The following is a 22,878-nucleotide window of genomic DNA, read 5'->3' on the forward strand; positions in this document are numbered from 1 at the left end:
TTATCCCAGCCTGATGTAGGGAACATCCTTCTTCGCCACTTCGTCCAGCGCCTCGTCGTAGCCCGCGTCGGCATAGCGCATGACGCCGAGCGCCGTGTCGTTTGTCAGCGCATGATCCAGCCGCTCGTCGGCATCATCGGTGCCATCGGCAACAACCGTCAGGCCGCAACTGGTCATGTAGCCGGCATAGCCGCCACCGCCGGAGTGCACGACCACCAGATCGGCCATCGAAGAGCAGAGCATCATGGCATCGATCAGCGGCCAGTCGGCGATGGCGTCGGACCCGTCCTTCATCCGCTCCGTCATGATGTTCGGATGCGCCATGGCGCCGGCATCGAGATGGTCACGCGAGAAGGCGACGGGCCCCTTGAGTTCTCCGTTCGCCACCAGCTGATTGACGCGCCGCGCCAGCGCCGTTCGCTCGCCATGGCCGAGCCAGGCGATGCGCGCCGGCAGCCCCTCGAAGGGAACATGCTCGCGGGCCAGCCGGATCCAGTTGGTGATGATCTTGTTGTCGGGAAACATCTCGAGCAGCAGGTCGTCGATGCGGGCGATATCGCTGTCCTCGCCGGACAGTGCCATCCAGCGGAACGGGCCGATCGCCCGGGCAAACAGCGGCCGAAGATAGGCCTCGGTGAAGATCGGAATGTCGAAGGCGTTGGCAACGCCGCCTTCCTTTGCCTGCGTGCGGATCAGGTTGCCGTTGTCGAAGACCTCGGAACCCTTCTTCTGAAAATCCAGCATGGCGGTAACGTGCTGGACGATCGAGGCGCGGCTTGCGGCCATCAGCTGCCCTTGGCCGTCGTCGCGCAATTCCTTCACCTGGGCGAGGCTCATGCCCTTTGGCACGTAGCCGTAGACGAGATCGTGCGCCGAGGTCTGATCGGTGACGATATCGGGCACGATGCCGCGCCGCGCGATCTCCGGATAGACCTCCGCCGCATTGCCGATCAGCCCGACCGACAGCGCCCGCTTCTCCTTCACCGCCGCGTCGATCATCTCCAACGCCGTGTCGAGATCCGGCGCGATCTCCTGCAGATAGCCGATCTCCTGGCGCTTCCTGGCCCGTTCGGCGTCGATATCGACGCAAAGGATGGCAGCACCCGCCATGCGCCCGGCCAGCGGCTGCGCGCCGCCCATGCCGCCCAGACCAGCGGTCAGTACGAAGCGTCCATGAAGGTCGCCGCCGAAGCGCCGTTCGGCGATCCGCATGAAGATCTCGTAGGTGCCCTGGATGACGCCCTGGCTGCCGATATACTGCCATGCGCCGGCCGTCAGCCCGCCCCAGCAGATCAGCCCCTTGCGCTGGAGTTCGTAGAACACTTCCGCCTTTGCCCATTGCCCGACGATATTGCAGTTGGCCATGATCACCAGTGGCGCCTTGGCATGCGTCTTCACCAGCCCGATCGGCTTGCCGGACTGGATCAGCAGCGTCTGGTCTTCCTCCATTTCGGTCAGCGCCTTGACGATGCCCTTGTGTGCGGCCCAGTTTCGCGCCGCCTTGCCGAGAGCGGCATAGACCACGAGGTTGTCGGGATCCTCGCCCACCGAGAGGACGTTCTCGAGCAAGCGGAGCAATGCCTCCTGCCGCCAGCCCTTGGCCCGCAGCTCCGGCCCGCCGGGGATCGGAAATTTCGGATGACGTGGATTGGCCTTCGGCATGGAATTTCCTTCCTCACTCATGTCTTTGCCGTTTTGCGGCAGTCCGCCCGGCGTCCCTCGCCAGGCGGTCCTCTGTCAGTTCTTCTTGCCGGCCAGCGCATATTTCGCGATCTCGATCCCCATCGCCTTCTCCACTGGCGGGTAAACCGTCGGGTCGAGAACGCTTGCGGAGAGCGGAATGATGCCCATCGGCACATGCAGGATGAACACGTGCATGCCGCCCTTGAGCTGGCCGACGCTGAGCGGTTCCCCGTCAGGGGACAACGTGGTGATGACAGAGGGGAAGGTCGCGACGCGCTTGCCCTCGGCGTCATCGATCGCCATGTATTCGTTCATCACGTGCATGGTCACGGCCTTGTCGCCGGAGCCGACGACGATCGTGCCGATGTCGAAGGCTTCCTTGGTGTAGACGACGTCCTTCCTGGTGATGATCCCTTCGGCAAGGATATGCCCGCCGGTCGTCCTGCAAATCGCGTCGATCACGGCGGAGCCGCCCATCCGCTCGGCGGCAATGATCGCCTCGCCAAGCGTCAATGCCATCGAGATGCCGCCGAGAGCCGCATGGGTGCGCACATAGGAGGCGCGCAGCGGATTGCGGCAGCTGGCGATAAAACCGCCCGATTGGTCCGAGGCGGCGCGCAGGATCGGCGAGACCTTGGCGGTGGCGCCCTTGACGACCAGCTCGATGTAGCGGTTTTCGACGCGGTTGCCGCCCACGGCCGTCTGGATCATCGGCTCCGGCGAACCGGCCATGCCGATCGATCCCATGTCGCCGGTCGGATGCGCCCGGATATCGCCGACCGCATCGACAACCTTGGTTCCGAGGATCGCGGAGGGAAGCCAGCCGTTCAGCGTCGAGGACTTTCCGTTCTGACCGATGATCAGACCGGAGAGCTTTTCGCCGAGCTCTTCCTGAAGCAGCTGCACGGCCTTCACATAGTCGATGCCCTGCATTTCCCAGGGAGTGGTAGAGGCGGGCGCGCCGATGGCGGCAGCCGTCGCGATCCAGTCGTCATCCTTCAGTTCGTCGATCGAAACCAGCTCGGGCTTTCCGACATTGACAGCGGCATAGCCGAGCATGCGCCCGTGATCCGCCCAGCCGCCGCCGCCGGCGGCATAAACGGACCCGCCCTTGACGGCCGCCTCGACGTCTTTCTCAACGAGTATGCGTCCCATTCACCCTCTCCTGGCTTCCCGATCCACGAGGCGTCGCGGCCCCGGTCGGTGGTGCAATTCAGATCTGCTTGTCCATCTCGCGCACCGCCTCGAACAGCACGGCGGCGCCAAGCGCGATATCGTCATTTTCAGCCCATTCATCGGCGGAATGGCTGCGTCCCTCCTTGCAGGGCACGAAGATCATGGCTGCGGGCGCTACCTTGGCGATCCAGGCCGTGTCATGGCCTGCGACCGAGGCCATGCGCCGATGCCGCGCGCCAACCGTTTCGCAGGCGCCTTCCAGCGTCTTCAGCAGGCCGGCATCGCCGGGCGTCGGAAAATTGTCGGAGACGCGAACCGGGCTCTTGATCGAAACGCCGTGGGCGATCGCAAGCTTGATGACATGGGCATCCAGCCATTCACAGAAGGCTTCCATGTCGTTGCGGATCTCGGCCCGGCCGTCGATGAGGAGAACGGCCTTCGACGGCACCACGTTCGCCGCGTTCGGCTCGATCTGGAACTCTCCGACGGTCGCCGCGAAATGTCCTGGCCGCTTGGCCCGTTCCGCCGCGGCGCGCTGGATGTCGAGGACCAGTTGAGAGGCGGCGACCAGCGCGTCCGCGCGGCTGTCCATCGGTGTGGTGCCCGCGTGATCGGCGCGCCCCTCGACGGTGATCTCGATCCGCGTGATCCCGGCGATCGCGGTGACGATGCCGATATCCTTCTTCTCGTTTTCGAGAACCGGTCCCTGCTCGATATGCAGTTCGAGAAAACCTTTGATGTCAGGTCGCCGCTGCGAAAGCAGCGTCGAAGGGTCGCCGCCAACCTCGCCGATGGCGGTCGCGAGGTCGCGCCCATCGGTCTCGCGGGAAAGCCAGGTTTCCGGCAGTTGACCGGTCATGCCACGGCTGCCGATGCAGGAAACACCGAAGATGCTGACCTCCTCGGCCAGAAAGTCGACGATCTCCAGATCGTGGTCGAGCTGTATGCCTTGGTCGCTCAGGGCACGCGCCACCTCCAGCGCCGCAATCACCCCGGCAATCCCGTCGAAACGCCCGCCGTCCGGAACGGTATCCGAGTGCGACCCGACCATGATCGTTCCCGAGCCGGGCCTCTTGCCCGCCCGTCTGCCGATCAGGTTGCCCGCCGCATCGATCTGGGTCTCCAGTCCTGCCGCTTTCATGCGTGCGTCGATATAGGCTCGGCCCTCGAGAAACAGCGGCGAAAAGGCGCGACGCGTCCAGGGATGGCCGGGCTCAGTGATATCGCCCAGGGCCTGAATGTCCTCTGCGATCCTGTTCGCATTCACCGGCAGGTTGCGGCTCATGCGGTTTCTCCGGCAATGATCTGCCGCGGCAACGGGCGTACGAAACGCCCCGTGCCCGGCTCCGACGTGACTGTCGAACCCTTAGCGATCTGCCTGCCGCGCAGATAGGTCGCGGTCACTGTCCAGGGAAGCCGGATACCGTTGTAAGGGCTCCAGCCGACGACGTTATTACCGCTGGCCGCTGCGTCGTAGACCCTTTCCCGGGGCTCCAGCACGACGATGTCGGCATCCCTGCCGGGGGTCAGCGCGCCCTTCACATGGTCGAGCCGGAAGTGTTTCGCGGGGTTTTCGGCCATCAGCTTTGCCGCCCAGGTCAGCGGAATCCCGCGTTCCGTCGCCCCCTTGACGAACAGCGGAACCATCACTTCCAGCCCGGGGACGCCCGAGGCGTTCGCCAGCATGTCGGGATTGGTCTTGCGGTTTTCCGACCAGCTCACATGATCGGTCGAAACCAGCCAGACGTTGCCTTCGGCCACCTTGCGCCACAGCGTCTCGACTTCGGCGCGCGGGCGGATCGGCGGGTTGATCTTAGCCTTGCCGCCCAGCCGCTTCACGTCGTTTTCCTCGTCGAGCGTCAGATAATGAATGCAGCACTCCACCGTCGCCTCGAAGCCGTCGCGGCGGTAGGCGCGTGCAATGTCGTAGCCGCGCCCGAGCGAGCAGTGAACGACATGCGAAGGGCATCCCGTATTGGCGCCGGTCTCGAAGATCGTGTGCATGGCAAGCAGTTCGGTGATCGGCGGCCGCGACAGGCCGTGCGCGCGGTAGTCGGTGATCCCGCTCGCCTTCACCTTCTCGATATAGGAACGCACCGCCTCATCGTCCTCGTTATGGACGCCGGCCGTCAGGCCGGTCGGCGCGATCGCCGCGAAACAGGCGTCGAGGAGCGCGGGCGGAATGCGCGGGAAACGCTTCGGATCGGTGCCGAAGGTCGAAAACTTGAAAGCCGCGACACCGGCGTCGACCATCTCGCGAATGCGCGCCGGTCCTTCCTCGGGATCGACCGTGCCGTAAAGCGCGAAGTCGACGCGGGCCTGCGGGCTGGCGTGGTCGACCTTCTTCTTCACGGCTTCTGCCGAGCAGACGAGATTGCCCTCGTCATAGGGCATGTCGACGATCGTCGTCACACCACCGGCGGCCGCCGAACGCGTCGACCAGATGAAGTCTTCCTGGTCCCTCTGTGAGAGCGAATGCACCTGCGCATCGATCGCTCCGGGCAGGATCAGCGCCTTGCCGAGCAGATGCCGTTCGCTGGCTGCCGGCGGAACACCGACGCCGACTTCCGCGATCTTGCCATCGCGAACCGCCACATACCCCTGGTCGAGAATACGCTCCGGCAGCACGACCGTGCCCTGAAGAACGAGATCGAAATCAGCCATGCCGCAAATCTCCGTGTAGGCTCAAGGGTTCAAATGGTGGCCGTTTCCCGTGTCAGCCTCTGCTCGATGCGTTCGAGCGAACCAAGTGCAAAGAAGTCGTCGAACGCTGCGATCGGCACCTGCTCGATCAGCCTGGAAACGAATGCGTCCGAGCCAAGCTCTTCCTCGATCGCCTCGACCTCCGCTGACAGCGGCCGATCGACCGTATAGAAATCGGCATGCTTGCGGACGACCTCGTAGATCATCCCGGCAACGCCTTCGGGCCGGTCGCCAAGAATGTCGGCGGCCTGTGCGGCAAGCAGGGCTTCCAGCGCAGCCAAACGCTTCAGCGCGCGCATTTGCCGCTCGAACCGTTCGATGACCAGCGGCAGGAAGGCGGCCTCGTCTTCAAGACCGGCGGCAACCACCAGCGACTGAGCCGAAACCGGGTTCGACATCGACAGCACGCGCGAGAAGATCTCGCCGGCGAGCTTGATGATCGGGCCGAAACCGGTTGCGATACGACCCGGCGGCACTAGGTTGACGGGCAGGTCCCGACGCTGCCCGTTGCCGAGCAGGACGCAGCGGTTGAAGGCGTTGCGCGCGGCATGCGCCATGCAAAGTGCCGCGGATTCGAGCAGGATCGTCACGTCGAGCGGCAGCGAGCCGCCGGAGGTCATCACGCGACCCTCGACGACGACGGGATTGTCGTCCGAGCGCCCGGTCGCTGCGAGAATCTTGTGGCCCGTCGTCAACAGGTTCTCGATCACCGCGCCAAAGACCTGAGCCACCATGCGCAGGCTGAGTGGATCTTGCACATGCGTGGTAACAGGCCATTCCCAGGCATCCGACGCATTGCAGAGCCATGCGCCGATCAACGCCTCGCGGGCCGTACCGACATGGCGTACGGCTTTCCAGGGATCGCGCGATGCACCCAGGGCACCCGAGGCCATCATCCCGGTGGCGAGAAGCACGCGGATGGAAGCAGCCGCGTTGCGCGTCGCGTCGGCAGCTGCCGCAAAGGACACGGCGTTGACGCTCAAGGAGGCGAGGCTGTCGCGCGGCGCCATGGCGACCGGCTTCAATCCGGCCGCTGCGAATGCGTCGGCGGCCTGCATGCGCTTGCCGCGATAGACGGCTTCGCCCACCCCGGTCAGGACGGCGCCGATCTGGCCCATGAGACCGATATCGGCACAGCCGATCGAGCCCGTTCGCCTGACGACCGGGATCACATCCGCCTCGAGCATGCGCATATAGGCATCCACCAGTTCCGGTGTGCAGCCGACTTGTCCTGTCAGGGCGGTATTGATGCGGATTGCCATCGCATTGCGGACGATCTCGCAGGAGAAGGGCGTGCCGGTTCCAAAATGGTGGGCTCGCACAAGGCCGAGATTGAAGGCGTCCAGATCCTCAGGAGACCATTCGACGTCCTTCATCGCGCCGACGCCGGTGGTCGCGCCATAGACCGGCGTTCCGGCCGCAATCGCCTCTTCGACAATTGCTCGGGCGATCTCCACCCGCGCCATGCCGGTTGCGGAAACGGAAAGCGCAGCCTTGCCCGAGCCGATCCTCACCATCTCGGCAAAGCCGAAGGGCTGTCCGGAAAGTTCGATGCCGGGGCGTTCGTGCTTCATCTGCAATATCTCCTTGAGAACGAGATTATGCGGCTGACCTGTCCGATGGGATATCCCAAATGTCGAACACAGCATGCATTTGCATGCTGCTGAACTAGCTTACCACCCAGGCAATATAGAGAAGCGTCAAGGCAATAATCCAGAGCGCCAGCCGCCCGGAACGGCTGTGGCGCGCCTCGGCCTTGCCGATCGCTTCTGCCGTTTCCGCGTCGAAGCGTACGCCGTTCTCGCTCATGTGAAGCAGTTGGTGATGGAATTTCTCGGTCTTGGCGGCAATCTCCGGCGCGGCTTCTGCAAGCTTGACCGCTGCCTTCAGCCCGTCCTTCAGATCGGTGACGATCCGTTTCGGGCCGAGATTGTTGCGGATCCATTCGCCGACAACCGGCTCCGACGCCTTCCACATGTTGAAGCGCGGGTTCAAAATTCGCGACACGCCTTCGACGACGACCATCGTCTTTTGCAGCATCACCAGTTCCGGCCGCGTTTCCATGTCGAACAGTTCCGTGACCTCGAACAGGAGCGTCAGCAGCTTGCCCATCGAGATCGTTTCTGCCGGCTGGCCGTGGATCGGCTCGCCGATGGCGCGGATCGCCTGCGCGAAGCTCTCGACATTATGATGCCCGGGCACGTAACCGGCTTCGAAGTGCACTTCGGCGACACGGATATAATCGCGGGTGATGAAGCCGTAGAGGATCTCGGCGAGGAAGCGTCGCTCCTTCTTGCCGAGCCGCCCGACGATCCCCATGTCGACCGCCACGATCATGCCCTGGGCGTCGACGAAGAGATTGCCGGGATGCATGTCGGCATGGAAGAAGCCGTCGCGTAGCGTATGGCGCAGGAACGACTGGATCAGCGTGTCGGCAAGGGCATTGAGGTCATGGCCGGCCGCGCGCAGACCGTCGACATCGGACATCTTGACGCCGTCGATCCACTCCATGGTAATGACGTCACGCCCTGTACGCTCCCAATCCACGGTCGGCACCCGGAAGCCGGGATCCTTCTGCGTATTCTCGGCAATCTCCGAAAGCGCCGCCGCCTCGAGCCGGAGGTCCATTTCGACCTTGGTCGTCTGCTCCAGGGTCTTTGTCACCTCGACCGGGCGAAGGCGCCGGCTGGATGGCATGAAGCGCTCCTGCATGTGCGCAACGAGATACATCGCCTCGATATCGTGGGTGAAGCGTTGGCGAACACCGGGGCGAACGACCTTGACGGCGACCTTCTTGCGGCCGGAGGTCGTGTTGACCTCAGCCGGGTGTACCTGTGCGATGGATGCTGCCGCGATGGGATCGCTGAAGCTGGTGTACAGCTCTTCGATCGGCCGTCCGAGCGAGCCTTCGATGCTGCTGCGAGCCGCCCCCTGCGGGAAGAAGGCCATTCGGTCCTGAAGCTGCGAGAGATCGTCCGCGAATTCCACGCCGACGACATCAGGACGCGTGGCGAGAAACTGGCCGATCTTCACATAGGACGGACCCAGCCGTTCGACGGCCTTGGCAAGCCGGTCGCTGCGCTTCTGCGATCTGCTGCGATTGCGGGCGAAGAGGCCGGCAAAGGACTTGGCGGCGCCGACGATCGGCGGAAGGTCATCGGACGGTAGTGCCGAAATGACGCCTTCGCGCACCAGGATCCAGCCGACGCGCGAAAGCCGGAAATATGCTCCAAGTGTACTCATGAGGTCCGAAATTCTCTGGCGATGCTGGCCGAAAGCGGTGCGGTGCTCCGTGGTGCCATGCCTCAGAGCTTCCAGCCAGAGTGCAGAGCGGCGATACCGCCGGTGTAGTTGGTAAAGCTTACGCGCGAAAAGCCCGCACCGCGGATCATCTCTGCAAAGTTCTCCTGATTGGGGAACTTGCGGATGGATTCGACGAGATACTGGTAGGGCTCGGCATCGCCGGTGATTGCCTTGCCGAACTTCGGAATGGCGTTGAACGACCAGGTTTCATAGACGCGGTCCAGAAGCGGCATGTCGACCTCGGAGAACTCCAGCACCAGCAGGCGCCCGCCGCGCTTCAGGACGCGATAGGCTTCGCTGAGAGCCACGTCGATGCGCGGCACGTTGCGGATGCCGAAGGCGATCGTATAGGCGTCGAAGCTATTGGCCTCGAACGGCAGGTCTTCGGCATTGGCCTCGACGAAGGTCAGGTTGTCGGAAAGCTTCCGCTTGGCGGCGCGCTCCGCGCCGACGCCGAGCATCGAGCCGTTGATGTCGAGTACGGTCGCATGCGCGTTGCGCCCGGACGCCTCGACAATACGAAAGGCGATGTCGCCCGTGCCGCCGGCGACGTCGAGAACCTTGTAGCCCGGCTCCTTGCGCGGGTTCAGCGCCGCGATCATCGCGTCCTTCCAGACACGATGCATGCCGACCGACATCACGTCGTTCATGATGTCGTAGCGCTTGGCGACCTTGTGGAAGACCTCGTTGACGAGGCCCTGCTTCTCACCGTCCGCAACCTCGCGGAAGCCGTATGATGTTTCCATGCCGCCTTCGGCGGAGGTACGGCTTTCTGACATCGAACAACTCCAATCTCTGAAATCAGCGCGGCGACCATAGCGAAAGCAAGCCGGCGGCGCTATCTGTGGGCCACGGTCCGATCCGCGGCACCTTGGCGCTATAGCGCACAACGCCGACGGTTGAAACATGTTAGATATAGATGGGTTAAGATGCCGGAATTGCCAGAAGTCGAAACCGTCAGGCGCGGGCTGGCGCCGACCATGGAAGGTGCGCGCATCGCAAGGCTGGAGCTGCGCCGCAAGGATCTGCGCTTCCCGTTTCCCGAAGGGCTCGAAGCCCGCGCGACAGGCCGCAGGATCATCGCTCTCGGGCGCCGCGCCAAATATCTGCTGATCGATCTCGACGACGGAACCACCATCATCTCGCATCTCGGCATGTCCGGATCCTTCCGCATCGAGACGGGACCGGTCGCCGAGGCGCCCGCCGAGTTTCATCACCCTCGCTCGAAGGACGAGAAACACGATCACGCCATCTTCCATCTGGAAGGCCCGGCAGGCCCCAGCCGCGTCATCTATAATGACCCGCGCCGTTTCGGCTTCATGGACATGGCCGAGCGGACGGCGCTCGAGATCAATCCCTTTCTCTTCGGTCTCGGCCCGGAGCCGACTGGCAACGAACTCAGCGCCGCCTATCTCGCCAGGCGCTTTGACGGCAAGGCGCAGCCGCTGAAGAGCGCGCTGCTCGACCAGAAGAATATTGCCGGCCTCGGGAATATATATGTGTGCGAGGCGCTGTGGCGCTCGCACTTGAAGCCGACGCGGGCGGCAGCCACCCTGGTGACGAAGACGGGCAAGCCCACCCAGCAGATGGAGCTGCTGGTCTCTTCCATCCGCGATGTCATTGCCGATGCGATCAAGGCTGGCGGTTCGTCACTTCGCGATCATATCCAGACGGATGGCTCGCTCGGCTATTTCCAGCATTCCTTTTCGGTCTATGACCGCGAAAGTCTACCTTGCCGCACACCGGGCTGCGGCGGTACGGTCGCCCGGATCGTCCAGGCCGGGCGCTCGACCTTCTATTGCCCGGTCTGCCAGAAATAGTCAGTCCGTCCGGGAGGAAGCCCATGTCCTATGAAACGCTGATCGTTGAAACGCGCGGAGCGGTGGGCCTGATCACCTTGAACCGGCCGCAGGCTTTGAACGCGCTGAACTCGACCGTGCTGGACGAATTGCTGCGCGCGCATGCCGCCTTTCAGGCCGACGACAGCATTGGCGCAATCGTATTGACCGGTTCCGAGCGGGCCTTCGCCGCCGGTGCCGATATCAAAGAGATGCAGCCGCTGGATTATGCCGACGTCTATAGCCGCGATCTGATGAGCGGCTGGGACGACGTCGCCAAGGTCCGCAAGCCGGTCATTGCCGCGGTCAGCGGCTTTGCACTGGGCGGTGGCTGCGAGCTTGCCATGATGTGCGATTTCATCATCGCCTCGGAGACCGCCAAGTTCGGCCAGCCCGAGATCACCCTCGGCATCATTCCGGGCATGGGCGGCTCCCAGCGTCTGACGCGCGCGGTCGGCAAGTCGAAGGCGATGGACCTGATCCTGACCGGCCGCATGATGGATGCGGCTGAAGCCGAGCGCGCAGGACTCGTTTCGCGTGTGGTGGCACCCGAGCGGCTGCTCGACGAGGCGCTGGAAGCGGCGGCAAAGATCGCCTCGCGATCGCGTCCGTCCGTGCTGATGGCCAAGGAGGCTGTCAACCGCGCGCTGGAGACGACATTGGAGGAAGGGCTGCGTTTTGAGCGCCGTCTTTTCCATAGTCTCTTTGCCACGGACGATCAGAAGGAAGGGATGACAGCCTTTATCGAAAAGCGTAAGCCGGCCTTCAAGAACCGGTGAGCCTTGGATAAAGGCGGAGTTTCCTTGAAAATGCGCGTTGACGCCGCTCGGCTTTAGGGTTATATGCCCGCCCAAGGTTCGGGAAGCCACTCCGGTTTTCCGATTATGCTCCCGCATTGCTGTATGAAGTGGCCGCAGGGCCCGCGGTAATGGTGGAGTTTGTTCGAATTCTTAGAGAGGCATCCATGGCCAATACAACTTCGGCGAAAAAAGCGACCCGCAAGATCGCCCGCCGTACCGACGTCAATAAGGCTCGTCGCTCGCGCGTTCGTACTTTCGTTCGCCAGGTCGAAGAGGCACTCGCATCCGGTGATGCTGCCAAGGCAAAGGAAGCTTTCCTCGCCGCGCAGCCGGAACTGGCCCGCGCAGCAAGCAAGGGCGTCCTGCACGCCAACACGGCATCCCGCAAGGTCTCGCGCCTCGCAGCTCGTGTGAAGGCTCTCTCGGTCGCAGCGACCGCGTAATCTTTCGTTAAGAAGCCTATCGTTATGATTAGCCCGGCAACTTTGTCGGGCTTTTTCGATTCCGCGATCTGACAAGCCTATGGTTAATTCAGCGACGAATTCGTGTCGGGTGGATGACATAAAAAAACGAGTAAAAACAACGGCTTGCGTCAGGATGCTCTCAGCCTTCACGACTCAGACCTTCCGTTGCGGCGTCTAAAACGAGTCAAGAAGCTTTTTTCTTTTTTTCTTTTTATGCGTGTCCAAATTACCAGTTTCGGGAATCTCCTTGATTCAAAAGCGATTCTTTTTTGACGGCAGCGTGACGCCCTAAATGTGCCGCCGGAGTCAACCGGCCGCTCTTAATTTTGCGTAAAATTCATCGTTGATCTCCGTCCACGATCCTGCCTAAATGCCGGTCAACAAGGGGCTCGGACATCACCTGTTTAAAGGCTTGGTCTAAGACTGCCACGTCGGCAGGCTGATTGCTTTGTGTCTTTTGTTACGGAGAGCTTTGGCCTCCGGCTTCTCACGCACTGGTACAGTTCGAACTGTGGTTGTGGCGACCGCGGAACGAGGATCTGTGTGCGCTGAGAAGAAGGACGGACGAAGAAGCGCAGGCATGTTGGGGTCGTAGGGACGAGGGACGACCACCGGCACGGGAAGCGAAACGGAAGCTGCATGATGCGGGTTCCCAGCGCCTCTCGCTAGTCGCCTCATGTATTGAGGCAGGCGTTGGAGTGAACCGGTCGATAGTGGTGCATGAGGGCGCCATGATCTGGCCATAGCGGGGAAATAATCGGGCGACGGATTTTAAGGCCGCCCGGTCGAATTGGAAGGCGGCATAATGCACATGAATTCAATGGCGGCGAATGTTTTGGATAACGAGGACAAGACTTCGCAGGCGTTTGGCTCTATTTGCCCGGAAGCGGCGGGGGAAAAGGGAGACATGAAGAATGGCATATTATTTGAGCGCGTTAGCGCACGCCTGAAAGCTCAAGTCGGTCCTGATGTCTATGCAAGCTGGTTTGCCCGGCTGAAATTGCATTCGGTATCCAAAAGCGTCGTGCGTCTCACCGTACCCACGACCTTCCTGAAGTCCTGGATCAACAATCGCTATCTCGATCTGATCACCAGCCTGTTCCAGGCCGAGGACGCTGAAATTCTCAAGGTGGAAATCCTTGTCCGTACCGCGGCGCGCGGTACCGCCAAGCCTGCCGACGAAGCGGTTGCCCAGGAACCGGCCTCCTCGGTTTCGCAGATCCGTCGTCCGGTCGCCCAGCAGGCGGGCCAGGTTGTCCAGAATACTGTTGCAGCTGCGGCTGCAGCGCGCCCGTCCATGTCGGGACAGCCGCTTTTCGGCTCTCCGCTGGACTCGCGGTTCACCTTCGATACCTTCGTTGAGGGCAGCTCGAACCGCGTTGCCCTTGCTGCGGCCAAGACCATTGCCGAAGCCGGCCAGGGCGCTGTGCGCTTCAATCCGCTCTTCGTTCATTCGACTGTCGGCCTCGGCAAGACCCACCTGCTGCAGGCAATCGCCAATGCAGCCGTGCAGAACCCCCGGGCGCTGCGCGTCGTCTATCTGACGGCGGAATACTTCATGTGGCGCTTCGCAACCGCGATCCGCGACAATGATGCATTGACGCTCAAGGACTCGCTGCGCAACATCGACCTTCTGATCATCGACGACATGCAGTTCCTGCAGGGCAAGATGATCCAGCACGAGTTCTGCCATCTCCTGAACATGCTGCTCGACAGCGCCAAGCAGGTCGTCGTTGCTGCCGACCGCGCGCCTTGGGAGCTGGAATCCCTCGATCCTCGCGTCCGTTCGCGTCTGCAGGGTGGTGTGGCGATCGAACTCGATGGACCAGACTACGAGATGCGTCTCGAAATCCTGAAGCGTCGCCTCGACGTGGCACGCATGGAAGATCCGTCTCTGGAGATTTCGCCGGAACTTCTCAACCACGTGGCACGCAGCATCACTGCAAGCGGCCGCGAACTTGAGGGCGCTTTCAACCAGCTGCTGTTCCGTCGTTCCTTCGAGCCGAACCTGTCGATCGAGCGTGTGGACGAGCTGTTGGCTCATCTCGTCGGCTCCGGCGAGCCGCGTCGCGTTCGCATCGAAGACATCCAGCGTATCGTTGCACGGCATTACAACGTCTCGCGCCAGGAGCTGGTCTCGAACCGCCGCACGCGCGTTATCGTCAAGCCGCGCCAGATCGCCATGTATCTGTCGAAGACACTGACGCCGCGGTCGTTCCCGGAGATCGGTCGCCGTTTCGGCGGTCGCGACCATACGACGGTGCTGCACGCCGTCCGCAAGATTGAAGAGCTGATTTCCGGCGATACCAAGCTTTCGCACGAAATCGAGCTTCTGAAGCGCCTTATCAACGAATAGTCGGGCGCTTTCGATCAAAAAGAACAACGGCCAGGAGCAATCCTGGCCGTTTTCTGTTTCAATCCCTTTGTTTGATACCGCATGCGTACAAGCGTCCGCCGTGGGAGGAGACACGGTGTTCAGGGGAGGGATCCATGACGTTCACGAAAATTGCCGTCGTTGGCCTGGGCAAGGTCGGCCGACTGGCAGCGACGCTTCTGCATGAAGGCGGCTTCGAGGTGATCGGCGTCGATGCGCAGCTGCCGGTGGGAGACCTGCCCTTCAAATGCCGGAGCGGCGATATTTCCGACAGGGCGGTGATGGGGGAATTGCTGTCGAGTGTCGAAGCCGTGCTCTCCTGCCTGCCCTATCATCTCAACATGGAACTCGCGCGCGCGGCCCATACGGCCGGCATCAACTACTTCGATCTGACCGAGGACGTGCCGACCACCAACTTCATCATCGAACTGTCGAAGACCGCGCGCGGGTTGATGGCGCCGCAATGCGGATTAGCACCTGGTTTTGTCGGCATCGTCGGATCAAGCCTGGCGGACGGTTTCGATCGTTGCCGCTCGATCCGCATGCGTGTCGGTGCCTTGCCGCAACATCCGACCGGCCTCCTCGGCTATGCCTTCAACTGGTCGCCGGAAGGCGTCGTCAATGAATACCTCAACGATTGCGAGGTCATCGAGGGCGGCGTCCGCAAACTCGTCTCGCCGATGGAGTGGCATGAGACAATCTACGTCGAGGGCGTCAAGCTGGAAGCCTTCACGACATCGGGCGGCCTTGGCACCATGTGCGATACGCTGCTCGGGAGGGTCGAGAACCTCGATTACAAGACCATGCGCTATCCCGGCCATATGGACCTGATGAACTTTTTCTTCCACGAACTGCTGATGCGCGACAGGCGCAAGCTTGCTGGCGAGATCCTCACCAATGCCAAGCCGCCCGTGGAAGACGATGTCGTCTACGTCCATGTGGCTGCCGAAGGCACGGAAAACGGCAACCTGCGCCGCAAGGAGTTTGTTCGCGCCTATTATCCGCTCGAGATAGCAGGCGCTCGCCGCACCGCCATCGCCTGGACGACCTCGGCCTCCGTCGTGGCAGTCATCGAGATGGTCCGCGACGGGCTGCTGCCGTCGTCGGGTTTTCTGCACCAGGAGCACATTCCGCTGGACATGTTCGTGCAGACCCCGACCGGCGGCCTGTTCAAGACCGGGGCCTCAAGCCACCGCTAACCCCTTTGGCTTGGCAGCGCGCAAGTCTTGCCGCAACTGGGAACGCCGGGGAGCATGTAGCGCAGGCAGCAGATCTTGCGGCGGGCGACGCGCTCGCCGCCCTCTTCGACCTGCTGAACGCAGCCGCAGAACGGATTCACGCCGCCATCCGGCAGGCAGCCTCGGACGAACAGAGGCAGGTCGGATATCGTCGCCGCATCTCCGCTGGTCAGGCGCAGTGCATAGTTGACGTATACTGCCGCATTGTTCCAGCAAAGCTTGGCCGAGATGCCGCAGGCTTTCAGTCGAGTAACGGCCTCGCCCAGATGTGTTTGGAGCAGCGGCCCAACGGCGTCGAAATCGTCACCTGCGTTCGGGGCTTGCCCGTGTCCCTCATGCAGCACGCCGAACGCGCGTGGTAGCCCGTTCTCCGCCAAGGCGATGGTCATGTCACCAAAGGCTACCGGCAGCGCCTGCGCGGCCAACCTGCGGGCGATAAGATAGGGAATGGCCAGGGCTGAGAAGTAGTAGAGCGACCACATCGAGACGACGGCCCGTCTGTCGCTGCCGCCGCAGTGCTCTGCATAGCGGTCGATCGCCTGCTGAAAGCCATCGCCGTCAAAAAACTCCAGGAGAGGTAGGCCATCGGCGAGATCTGCCGTTAGCATCATGCGGTCCCGGCACCAGTCGTGTTCGCCGGAAAAGGCCGGTGACAGGCCGCACGGCTGGTCGCTACAATCGATTTTCCGTTGGGACGCGCTCGCCATTGTTCAGGCGTTGCGCCGGGTTGTGGTGACAGCGCGTCTTGGCGGCTGTCCGGCAAGAGAGCAAGCCTGCCGCAGTCCTTCCAGAGAAGGCGGATCATTCCTCAGGCCCACGGTACGGTTCCCGGCCGCGTGCCGCAGCGATGTGATCGTCAATCTGCGAATGGTCATCGATCTGGATCCCAGCATCCTCATGCGAGCGATATGCTGAGTGTATTAGTCAACAAAGGCGGCCGAGGGAAGATGAAATGCGAGTAAGGAACTCAACTTTTATTCCTGCATGCGAAACTGCAGCAGCCGGTCAGCCATGCGCTTGGGATAGCAGCCAGCGACGGAACGCTGCGACCGCTGGCCGCTCGAGCGCCAGACCGGGATAAACCAGATGGTAGGCGAGGCGGCTGGACAGGCCGAGCGAAAAAGGCGCCACAACCGTCCCATCCTCCAGCTCGCGAGCCAGGAATGAGCGGCGCATCAACGCAATGCCCGAACCCGATTTCATGGCGTCGAAGGCGCCGCTGCCGTCGGTGAAGACCGGCCCTTTGTTGCCGTCGACACCGGTGGCGCCGGCGGCCTCCAGCCAGAGCTGCCAGTCTCGTCGGTAGACGTCGTGGATCAGGGTGAGGGCGGCAAGCCGGTCGGGTGTTGGCGCTTCGCCAAGTGCTGCTGCCAGCGCCGGCACGCAGACCGGCGTCAGTTCGTCGTCCACCAACCTTTCGCTGATCAGGCCGTCATAGCCGCCAAGGCCATGGCGAATGGCGAGGTCTATTCCATCGTGTGCGAAGTCGAGAACGCGATGCGAGGTGCTGATCCGCACGTCGATTTCGGGATGCGCGTCCTCGAATGCCCTGAGCCTCGGCAACAGCCAGTGGGTCGCAAAACCGGCGGTACAGGTGACCGTGAGGAAGGCGCCGCGAGCGCGGGTGGTAATGGCAGCCGTTGCCTCACGCACGAGGCGGAATGCGGCCCGCAGCGTCGCAAAGTAGTCCGCGCCCTCCGTGGTCAGTGCGAGCGCGCGTGTCTTGCGTTCAAAAAGCTGCACGCCCAGCGCCGCTTCCAGATCGCGAACCTGAAGGCTGATCGCACCCGGCGTGACGTTGAGTTCCTTCGCCGCCATCGTCATGCTGAGATGGCGCGCGGCGGCCTCGAAGGCGCGAAGGGCGGACAAGGATGGGAGATAATCGCTCATGATTTAGCTCACCTAAAGCGTAGGCCGAAAAGACTCGTTTGTCGTGCCCAATTTGTCGAAATAATATCAGCATAAAGGCGGCTATCAATCGGAATCGCAAATGCCGATAGAGCGAGAATAATTCGCTCATTGAATGGCGCGCAACAATCGGGTGGCACCCGTCGCAATAGCGACGTACAGCTTGGGTATCGAGCGGAGGAGACGATGACATGCAGCAGAAACAGATGGGTCTTGCGGAATGGGGAATGTTGCTGGTGCTCTCCCTACTGTGGGGTGGGTCGTTCCTCTTCAACGGCATTCTGGTCAAGACCCTGCCGCCCTTCACCATCGTCACCGGCCGCGTGCTGATCGCGGCGATCGCGCTCAACGTCATCGTCCGGGCAACCGGCCACGTCATGCCGCGCGACGGGAAGTCCTGGGCCGCTTTCTTCGGCATGGGCATCCTCAACAACATGATCCCCTTCTGCCTGATCGTCTGGGGGCAGACGCATATCGCGAGCGGCCTTGCCTCCATCCTCAACGCCACGACCCCGCTCTTCGGCGTGGTTGTTGCCCACCTGCTGACCGCAGACGAGAAGATGACCGGCAATCGACTGCTCGGCGTGCTCGTCGGCTTTGCCGGCGTCGCTTACATGATCGGCTTCGATGTGCTGCGAGACCTCGGCTCCAACGTGCTCGCACAGCTCGCCGTGCTCGGCGCCGCGCTATCCTATGCTTTTGCAGGGATATTTGGTCGCCGTTTCCGGCAGATGGGCATGGCGCCACTGCTACCGGCGGCCGGGCAGGTCACGGCCTCGACCATCCTCATGCTACCGATCGCGCTGATCGTCGATCAGCCATGGACGCTGGCAGCACCGTCGTCCGAGACTTGGATGGCGCTGCTCGGGCTCGCCCTGCTGTCGACAGCAATCGCCTACGTCCTGTTCTTCCGGATCTTGTCGACCGCGGGCGCAACCAACCTCATGCTCGTCACCTTCCTCATCCCCGTCAGCGCCATTCTGCTGGGAGCGCTGGTGCTGGGCGAACAGTTGCAGGCCAAACATCTGATCGGCATGGCAATGATCGCCCTCGGCCTCGCGGCGATCGACGGACGGTTGATGCCCTTCGGCCGTAAAAGACCGGCCTAGACCTCGCCTAGCAGGCGAGGTCGGCGACGACGGAATCGAGGATGAGCATGCCGGATGGCGTGCAGCGTAGGCGCGAATTGCCGATCCGCTCGACGAAGCCGTGCTGCAGCAGGAACTCTTCGCGCTTTGGATCGAGGTCCCGTCCGGAAAGCTGCTGCCAGCGGGCGAGATCGACGCCCTCCTTCAGCCGCAGCCCCATCAGTAGCAGTTCGTCCGACTGCTCCTCATAGCCGAGCACTTCCTCGTCCAGCATGCCATGTCCGCCGCGCTCCACCAGATCAAGCCAGGCCTCCGGCTTGCGCTCGGTGGCGGTCGCGATCTTGGCGTTCCCGCGCGTCAGGCGTCCGTGTGCTCCCGGGCCGATGCCGGCATAATCGCCGTAGCGCCAGTAGGTGAGGTTATGCCGGCTTTCGGCGCCCGGCCGTGCGTGGTTGGAAACCTCGTAGGCCGGCATGCCTTCGCGCTCGGTAATTTCCTGCGTCGCCTCATAAAGCAGCGCGGATTGCTCGCCATCAGGAACGATCAGCTTGCCGGCCTTATGCAATCCGAAGAACGGCGTGCCTTCCTCGATCGTCAGCTGATAGAGCGACAGGTGGTCGACGGCATAGGAGATCGCCTGCTTCAGCTCGGCGTCCCACTCCTCCACCGTCTGGTTGGGCCGGGCATAGATCAGGTCGAAGGACATGCGCGGGAAGATGTCGCGCGCCAGTTTGATCGCCTTCAGCGCGTCGGCGACGTCGTGCAGCCGACCGAGGAACTTCAGGTCGCGATCGTTCAGGGCTTGGACGCCGAGCGAGACGCGATTGACGCCCGCCGCGCGATAGCCGCGGAAGCGGTCTGCCTCGACGCTGGAGGGATTGGCCTCCATAGTGATCTCGATGCCATCAGGCATGTGCCAGGCGGCTGCAATGCCGTCGAGAATGGCTGCCACCGTCGATGGGTTCATCAGGGACGGCGTGCCGCCCCCGAGGAAGACGCTGGTGACCGTTTTCGGTCCGCTCATCTGGCGCATCGTTGCCATTTCTTTCAGGAAGGCGGCGGTGAAGCGCTCCTGATCGACCGGCTGATGGCGGACATGGCTGTTGAAATCGCAATAGGGGCACTTGGCGGCGCAGAACGGCCAATGCACGTAGACGCCGAAACCGGGCTCGCCGGTATCGGGCAGGAGAGGGGCATTGCGCAGCAGGTTCGGCTGTTCCAAGGTGTCCACGATCGCCCTTATGCTTCCAGGCAGGTTTCGACGAAAATCTTGAAGGCGCGGGCGCGGTGTGAGAGCGCCTGGGCATCGCCCGGCTTCCAGCCATGCTTTTCTTCCGCGCTCATCTCGCCAAAGGTAGTCTCATAGCCTGCCGGTTGGAAGACCGGATCGTAGCCGAAACCCTGGCTGCCGCGCGGTGGCCATGCGACCGTTCCCTCGACTTCGCCGCGAAACAGTTCCGTATGGCCGTCCGGCCAGGCCAAGCACAGCACGCTGACGAAGCGGGACGTGCGTTGTTCGGGTTTCGTCGCGCCGGCTGCCTTGAGCGCGGTCTCTACCTTCTCCATCGCCATGGCGAAATCACGTGTGCCATCGGCCGTCTCGGCCCAGTTGGCGGTGTAGACGCCCGGATCGCCGCCGAGCGCGTCGATCACGAGGCCTGAATCGTCGGAGAGTGCCGGAAGGCCCGATGCTTGTGCCGAGGCCAGCGCCTTGATCGTCGCGTTTTCCTCGAAGGTCGTGCCTGTTTCATCCGGTTCGATGAAATTGAGTTCGGCCGCCGACTTGGCGGTAAAGCCGAAAGGTCCGATCAGGTCCTGGATTTCCCGGATCTTGCCGGCATTGTGGCTGGCCACGACGATGGTCTTGGTCTCAAGCTTGCGCATTGGATATCCTATTCGATGCCCCAAATTCTGGCTTCGGCACATTCCAGACTGTTACCCGCGGGATCGCGAAAGTAGATCGATCGGCCGCCCTGCGGCCACCGCACCTCGGATTCGATCGCGACGCCTGCGTCGGTCAGCAGCTTGGCAATCCGGTCCAGGTTTTCGGCGGAGACGCGAAAGCAGGCATGCCCCGCGCCGTTCGTGCCATGTGGCGGTACCTGCAGCGAATGCTGATCCGGCGGCTTGATCGTTTCCTCACGGTTGAAGATCAGGAGAACGCCGGGGCCGCAGCGAAAGAAGACATGCCGGTTGCCCGCCCGCGTGATCTTTGCCAGTCCGAGCACGCCTTCATAGAAGGCCTCGGCCCTGTCGAGATCGTCCACGTAAAGCGCGGTCTCGAGCATGCCTTCCAGCATGTCGTTCATCCGGCGATGGCCTGCTTCTGCAGGTCGACGAGTTCGCTGATGCCTGCCTTGGCCAGCGCCAGCAGCGATGCAAACTCTTCCTCGCTGAAAGGCTTGCCTTCTGCCGTACCCTGGATCTCGACGATGCCGCCGGCACCGGTGATGACGAAGTTGGCATCGGTCTCGGCCGAAGAGTCCTCGAGGTAGTCGAGATCGACGACGGGCTGATCGGCGAAGATACCGCAGGAGATCGCGGCGATGTGGTCCTTGAGGACCCGCTCGACCTTGATCATGTTGCGGCTTTCCATCCACTTCAGGCAGTCATAGAGCGCGATCCAGGCACCGGTGATCGACGCGGTGCGCGTCCCGCCGTCGGCCTGGATGACGTCGCAATCGAGCGTGATCTGGCGTTCGCCCAGTTCCTTGAGATCGACCACGGCGCGAAGCGACCGTCCGATCAGGCGCTGGATTTCCTGCGTGCGTCCGCCCTGCTTGCCGGCCGCAGCTTCGCGCTTCATGCGCTCGCCGGTGGCGCGCGGCAACATGCCGTATTCCGCGGTGACCCAGCCCTTGCCGGTGTTGCGCAGCCACGGCGGCGTCTTTTCTTCAAGGCTCGCCGTGCAGAGCACGTGCGTGTCGCCGAATTTCACCAGACAGGAGCCTTCGGCATGCTTGGAAAAGTTGCGCTCGAAGGAAACCTTGCGCATTTGATCGGTTTTTCTGCCTGATGGCCGCATTCTATTCTCCTGGGGCATGACGCGAAAAGTACGAAGCGAATGGCAAACGGCGTCACACGCGCTTTTATGTTGTTGACCGCTTCTACGATTGGCGGCGCTCATTTGCAATTTCCCTTTTGCCAGCACGCGGAGATTGGCTATATTTTGTCCGATCATCGTCAGCACAGGTGCGCAAGAATTCATGGAGTTCAGATCGACGTCGGTTTCGGATGCAGTGGCTGCACTGGACGAACGCTCGAAGGAAATCTTTCGCCGCATCGTGGAAGGTTATCTCGAAAGCGGAGAACCGTTGGGTTCCCGCAATCTCTCGCGCATTCTTCCCATGTCGCTTTCGCCGGCATCCGTCAGGAATGTCATGAGCGATCTGGAGGAACTCGGCCTCATCTACTCGCCGCATGTGAGCGCCGGCCGGTTGCCGACGCAACTGGGCCTGCGCTTCTTCGTCGATGCCTTCATGCAGGTCGGCGACCTCACGGCTGAGGAACGTGCGAACATCGATCGCCAGGTGCGCGCGGGAAATCGCGACAATCCGATGGAAACGATGATGAACGAGGCGAGCCGGATGCTGTCGGGCATTTCCCGCGGCGCCGGGCTCGTCATCACCTCCAAGAGCGATCCGGTACTGAAGCATGTCGAGTTTATTCGCCTTGAGCCGACCAAGGCGCTCGCCGTTCTGGTCGGCGATCACGACCAGGTCGAAAACCGCATTATCGAGCTGCCGGCAGGCGTGACGTCCTCGCAGCTGATCGAGGCGGCAAACTTCCTCAATGCCCACATGACAGGTCAGACGCTTCCGGAGCTGCGCAATCAGCTCAGCAAGCTGAAGGACAACGTGCGCCAGGAACTCGATACGCTGTCGCAGGATCTCGTCGAGCGCGGCGTTGCCGTGTGGTCCGGCAGTGCGGATGAAGGCAAGCCCGCTCAACTCATCATTCGCGGCAGGTCGAACCTGCTCGAAGGGCTTGTGGGCGCTGACGATCTCGATCGCTTGCGCATGCTGTTCGACGATCTGGAGAAGAAGGACAGCCTGATCGAGCTGCTCAATCTGGCGGAGAGCGGTCCGGGCGTGCGCATCTTCATCGGTTCGGAAAACAAGCTGTTTTCACTGTCCGGGTCGTCGCTGATCGTCGCGCCCTATCGCGACAACGACGATCGCATCGTGGGCGCGGTGGGCGTCATTGGCCCGACACGGCTCAATTACTCGCGCATCGTACCGATGGTGGATTACACCGCCCAACTTATCTCGAGAATGTCGCGTTCCGGCATCTGATCGCGAAG

Annotated in this window: 20 protein-coding genes; 7 read left to right on the plus strand and 13 right to left on the minus strand. The window is 62.3% G+C overall.

What is annotated here, in order from left to right; all coding sequences use genetic code 11:
• The 7 genes from A6U87_RS00230 to ubiE all read right to left on the minus strand — a co-directional run bounded on the left by A6U87_RS00230 (window position 1) and on the right by ubiE (window position 9,644).
• On the minus strand, window positions 1-1,662 hold the full coding sequence (locus A6U87_RS00230; RefSeq protein ID WP_065689244.1) for a urocanate hydratase: 1,662 nt from the start codon (window positions 1,660-1,662) through the stop codon (window positions 1-3).
• 75 nt (window positions 1,663-1,737) lie between these two features.
• The gene (locus A6U87_RS00235; RefSeq protein ID WP_065689245.1) at window positions 1,738-2,838 is read right to left on the minus strand and encodes a DUF917 domain-containing protein; all 1,101 of its coding nucleotides are present in this window, start codon (window positions 2,836-2,838) and stop codon (window positions 1,738-1,740) included.
• Window positions 2,839-2,896: 58 nt separating this feature from the next.
• A complete protein-coding gene (locus A6U87_RS00240; protein ID WP_065689246.1) occupies window positions 2,897-4,144 on the minus strand; it encodes a Zn-dependent hydrolase in 1,248 nt (415 codons plus the stop codon).
• Window positions 4,141-5,523, minus strand: a complete 1,383-nt coding sequence (locus A6U87_RS00245; RefSeq protein ID WP_065689247.1) for a dihydroorotase family protein — start codon at window positions 5,521-5,523, stop codon at window positions 4,141-4,143. Before A6U87_RS00245 ends, A6U87_RS00240 begins: the two co-directional genes overlap by 4 nt.
• Window positions 5,524-5,552: 29 nt before the next feature.
• Window positions 5,553-7,136: an aromatic amino acid lyase gene (locus A6U87_RS00250; RefSeq protein WP_065689248.1), complete on the minus strand. Its 1,584-nt coding sequence runs from the start codon at window positions 7,134-7,136 to the stop codon at window positions 5,553-5,555.
• A gap of 94 nt (window positions 7,137-7,230) precedes the next feature.
• Window positions 7,231-8,805: a 2-polyprenylphenol 6-hydroxylase gene (gene ubiB / locus A6U87_RS00255; RefSeq protein ID WP_065689249.1), complete on the minus strand. Its 1,575-nt coding sequence runs from the start codon at window positions 8,803-8,805 to the stop codon at window positions 7,231-7,233.
• Between the two features lie 62 nt (window positions 8,806-8,867).
• Window positions 8,868-9,644: a bifunctional demethylmenaquinone methyltransferase/2-methoxy-6-polyprenyl-1,4-benzoquinol methylase UbiE gene (ubiE, locus tag A6U87_RS00260; RefSeq protein ID WP_065689250.1), complete on the minus strand. Its 777-nt coding sequence runs from the start codon at window positions 9,642-9,644 to the stop codon at window positions 8,868-8,870.
• 150 nt (window positions 9,645-9,794) lie between these two features.
• Between ubiE and mutM the strand changes: the two genes are divergently transcribed.
• The 5 genes from mutM (at window position 9,795) to A6U87_RS00285 (ending at window position 15,540) form a co-directional block, all read left to right on the plus strand.
• Entirely contained in the window at window positions 9,795-10,685 is an 891-nt protein-coding gene (mutM, locus tag A6U87_RS00265) for a bifunctional DNA-formamidopyrimidine glycosylase/DNA-(apurinic or apyrimidinic site) lyase (protein WP_065689251.1), read from the plus strand.
• Window positions 10,686-10,708: 23 nt separating this feature from the next.
• Window positions 10,709-11,482: an enoyl-CoA hydratase gene (locus tag A6U87_RS00270; protein ID WP_065689252.1), complete on the plus strand. Its 774-nt coding sequence runs from the start codon at window positions 10,709-10,711 to the stop codon at window positions 11,480-11,482.
• Window positions 11,483-11,667: 185 nt separating this feature from the next.
• Window positions 11,668-11,946: a 30S ribosomal protein S20 gene (gene rpsT / locus A6U87_RS00275; RefSeq protein ID WP_065689253.1), complete on the plus strand. Its 279-nt coding sequence runs from the start codon at window positions 11,668-11,670 to the stop codon at window positions 11,944-11,946.
• 826 nt (window positions 11,947-12,772) lie between these two features.
• The gene (dnaA, locus tag A6U87_RS00280) at window positions 12,773-14,323 is read left to right on the plus strand and encodes a chromosomal replication initiator protein DnaA (RefSeq protein ID WP_065689254.1); all 1,551 of its coding nucleotides are present in this window, start codon (window positions 12,773-12,775) and stop codon (window positions 14,321-14,323) included.
• A gap of 134 nt (window positions 14,324-14,457) precedes the next feature.
• Complete coding sequence (locus A6U87_RS00285) at window positions 14,458-15,540, plus strand: saccharopine dehydrogenase family protein (protein WP_065689255.1); 1,083 nt, start codon at window positions 14,458-14,460, stop codon at window positions 15,538-15,540.
• On the opposite strand, the gene fhuF is transcribed toward A6U87_RS00285, so the two are convergent.
• Window positions 15,537-16,286, minus strand: a complete 750-nt coding sequence (gene fhuF, locus A6U87_RS00290; RefSeq protein ID WP_065689256.1) for a siderophore-iron reductase FhuF — start codon at window positions 16,284-16,286, stop codon at window positions 15,537-15,539. The two genes, A6U87_RS00285 and fhuF, sit on opposite strands and share 4 nt — an antisense overlap.
• A gap of 298 nt (window positions 16,287-16,584) precedes the next feature.
• The gene (gene gcvA / locus A6U87_RS00295; RefSeq protein ID WP_065689257.1) at window positions 16,585-17,469 is read right to left on the minus strand and encodes a transcriptional regulator GcvA; all 885 of its coding nucleotides are present in this window, start codon (window positions 17,467-17,469) and stop codon (window positions 16,585-16,587) included.
• A 209-nt stretch (window positions 17,470-17,678) separates the two neighbouring features.
• Here gcvA and A6U87_RS00300 point away from each other — a divergent pair, with 209 nt between their 5' ends.
• The gene (locus A6U87_RS00300; protein ID WP_065689258.1) at window positions 17,679-18,596 is read left to right on the plus strand and encodes a DMT family transporter; all 918 of its coding nucleotides are present in this window, start codon (window positions 17,679-17,681) and stop codon (window positions 18,594-18,596) included.
• A gap of 7 nt (window positions 18,597-18,603) precedes the next feature.
• Here the strand turns inward: A6U87_RS00300 and hemW are convergent, their stop codons facing one another.
• Genes hemW through rph form a run of 4 tightly spaced genes read right to left on the minus strand, consistent with a single transcriptional unit; the run spans window position 18,604 to window position 21,600 of the window.
• Window positions 18,604-19,806 carry a radical SAM family heme chaperone HemW gene (gene hemW, locus A6U87_RS00305; protein WP_065689259.1) on the minus strand — a complete coding sequence of 401 codons (1,203 nt, stop codon included), beginning with the start codon at window positions 19,804-19,806 and terminating at the stop codon, window positions 18,604-18,606.
• A gap of 8 nt (window positions 19,807-19,814) precedes the next feature.
• Window positions 19,815-20,459 (minus strand): RdgB/HAM1 family non-canonical purine NTP pyrophosphatase, encoded by a 645-nt coding sequence (gene rdgB, locus A6U87_RS00310; protein WP_065689260.1) that lies wholly within the window; start codon window positions 20,457-20,459, stop codon window positions 19,815-19,817.
• An 8-nt stretch (window positions 20,460-20,467) separates the two neighbouring features.
• Window positions 20,468-20,884: a VOC family protein gene (locus A6U87_RS00315; RefSeq protein ID WP_065689261.1), complete on the minus strand. Its 417-nt coding sequence runs from the start codon at window positions 20,882-20,884 to the stop codon at window positions 20,468-20,470.
• Window positions 20,881-21,600: a ribonuclease PH gene (gene rph, locus A6U87_RS00320; protein WP_065689262.1), complete on the minus strand. Its 720-nt coding sequence runs from the start codon at window positions 21,598-21,600 to the stop codon at window positions 20,881-20,883. Before rph ends, A6U87_RS00315 begins: the two co-directional genes overlap by 4 nt.
• Window positions 21,601-21,781: 181 nt before the next feature.
• Between rph and hrcA the strand changes: the two genes are divergently transcribed.
• Window positions 21,782-22,870: a heat-inducible transcriptional repressor HrcA gene (hrcA, locus tag A6U87_RS00325; protein ID WP_065689263.1), complete on the plus strand. Its 1,089-nt coding sequence runs from the start codon at window positions 21,782-21,784 to the stop codon at window positions 22,868-22,870.
• Window positions 22,871-22,878: the final 8 nt, after the last annotated feature.

Origin of the sequence: Rhizobium sp. AC44/96, from assembly GCF_001692185.1 — a bacterium.
Classification (GTDB): domain Bacteria; phylum Pseudomonadota; class Alphaproteobacteria; order Rhizobiales; family Rhizobiaceae; genus Rhizobium.

Excerpts from the sequence above, each read along its gene's own strand:
- A6U87_RS00230 (WP_065689244.1), bottom strand. The coding sequence starts at position 1,662 with ATGCCGAAGGCCAATCCACGTCATCCGAAATTTCCGATCCCCGGCGGG.
- A6U87_RS00235 (WP_065689245.1), bottom strand. The coding sequence starts at position 2,838 with ATGGGACGCATACTCGTTGAGAAAGACGTCGAGGCGGCCGTCAAGGGC.
- A6U87_RS00240 (WP_065689246.1), bottom strand. The coding sequence starts at position 4,144 with ATGAGCCGCAACCTGCCGGTGAATGCGAACAGGATCGCAGAGGACATT.
- A6U87_RS00245 (WP_065689247.1), bottom strand. The coding sequence starts at position 5,523 with ATGGCTGATTTCGATCTCGTTCTTCAGGGCACGGTCGTGCTGCCGGAG.
- A6U87_RS00250 (WP_065689248.1), bottom strand. The coding sequence starts at position 7,136 with ATGAAGCACGAACGCCCCGGCATCGAACTTTCCGGACAGCCCTTCGGC.
- ubiB (WP_065689249.1), bottom strand. The coding sequence starts at position 8,805 with ATGAGTACACTTGGAGCATATTTCCGGCTTTCGCGCGTCGGCTGGATC.
- ubiE (WP_065689250.1), bottom strand. The coding sequence starts at position 9,644 with ATGTCAGAAAGCCGTACCTCCGCCGAAGGCGGCATGGAAACATCATAC.
- mutM (WP_065689251.1), top strand. The coding sequence starts at position 9,795 with ATGCCGGAATTGCCAGAAGTCGAAACCGTCAGGCGCGGGCTGGCGCCG.
- A6U87_RS00270 (WP_065689252.1), top strand. The coding sequence starts at position 10,709 with ATGTCCTATGAAACGCTGATCGTTGAAACGCGCGGAGCGGTGGGCCTG.
- rpsT (WP_065689253.1), top strand. The coding sequence starts at position 11,668 with ATGGCCAATACAACTTCGGCGAAAAAAGCGACCCGCAAGATCGCCCGC.
- dnaA (WP_065689254.1), top strand. The coding sequence starts at position 12,773 with ATGCACATGAATTCAATGGCGGCGAATGTTTTGGATAACGAGGACAAG.
- A6U87_RS00285 (WP_065689255.1), top strand. The coding sequence starts at position 14,458 with ATGACGTTCACGAAAATTGCCGTCGTTGGCCTGGGCAAGGTCGGCCGA.
- fhuF (WP_065689256.1), bottom strand. The coding sequence starts at position 16,286 with ATGGCGAGCGCGTCCCAACGGAAAATCGATTGTAGCGACCAGCCGTGC.
- gcvA (WP_065689257.1), bottom strand. The coding sequence starts at position 17,469 with ATGAGCGATTATCTCCCATCCTTGTCCGCCCTTCGCGCCTTCGAGGCC.
- A6U87_RS00300 (WP_065689258.1), top strand. The coding sequence starts at position 17,679 with ATGCAGCAGAAACAGATGGGTCTTGCGGAATGGGGAATGTTGCTGGTG.
- rdgB (WP_065689260.1), bottom strand. The coding sequence starts at position 20,459 with ATGCGCAAGCTTGAGACCAAGACCATCGTCGTGGCCAGCCACAATGCC.
- A6U87_RS00315 (WP_065689261.1), bottom strand. The coding sequence starts at position 20,884 with ATGAACGACATGCTGGAAGGCATGCTCGAGACCGCGCTTTACGTGGAC.
- rph (WP_065689262.1), bottom strand. The coding sequence starts at position 21,600 with ATGCGGCCATCAGGCAGAAAAACCGATCAAATGCGCAAGGTTTCCTTC.
- hrcA (WP_065689263.1), top strand. The coding sequence starts at position 21,782 with ATGGAGTTCAGATCGACGTCGGTTTCGGATGCAGTGGCTGCACTGGAC.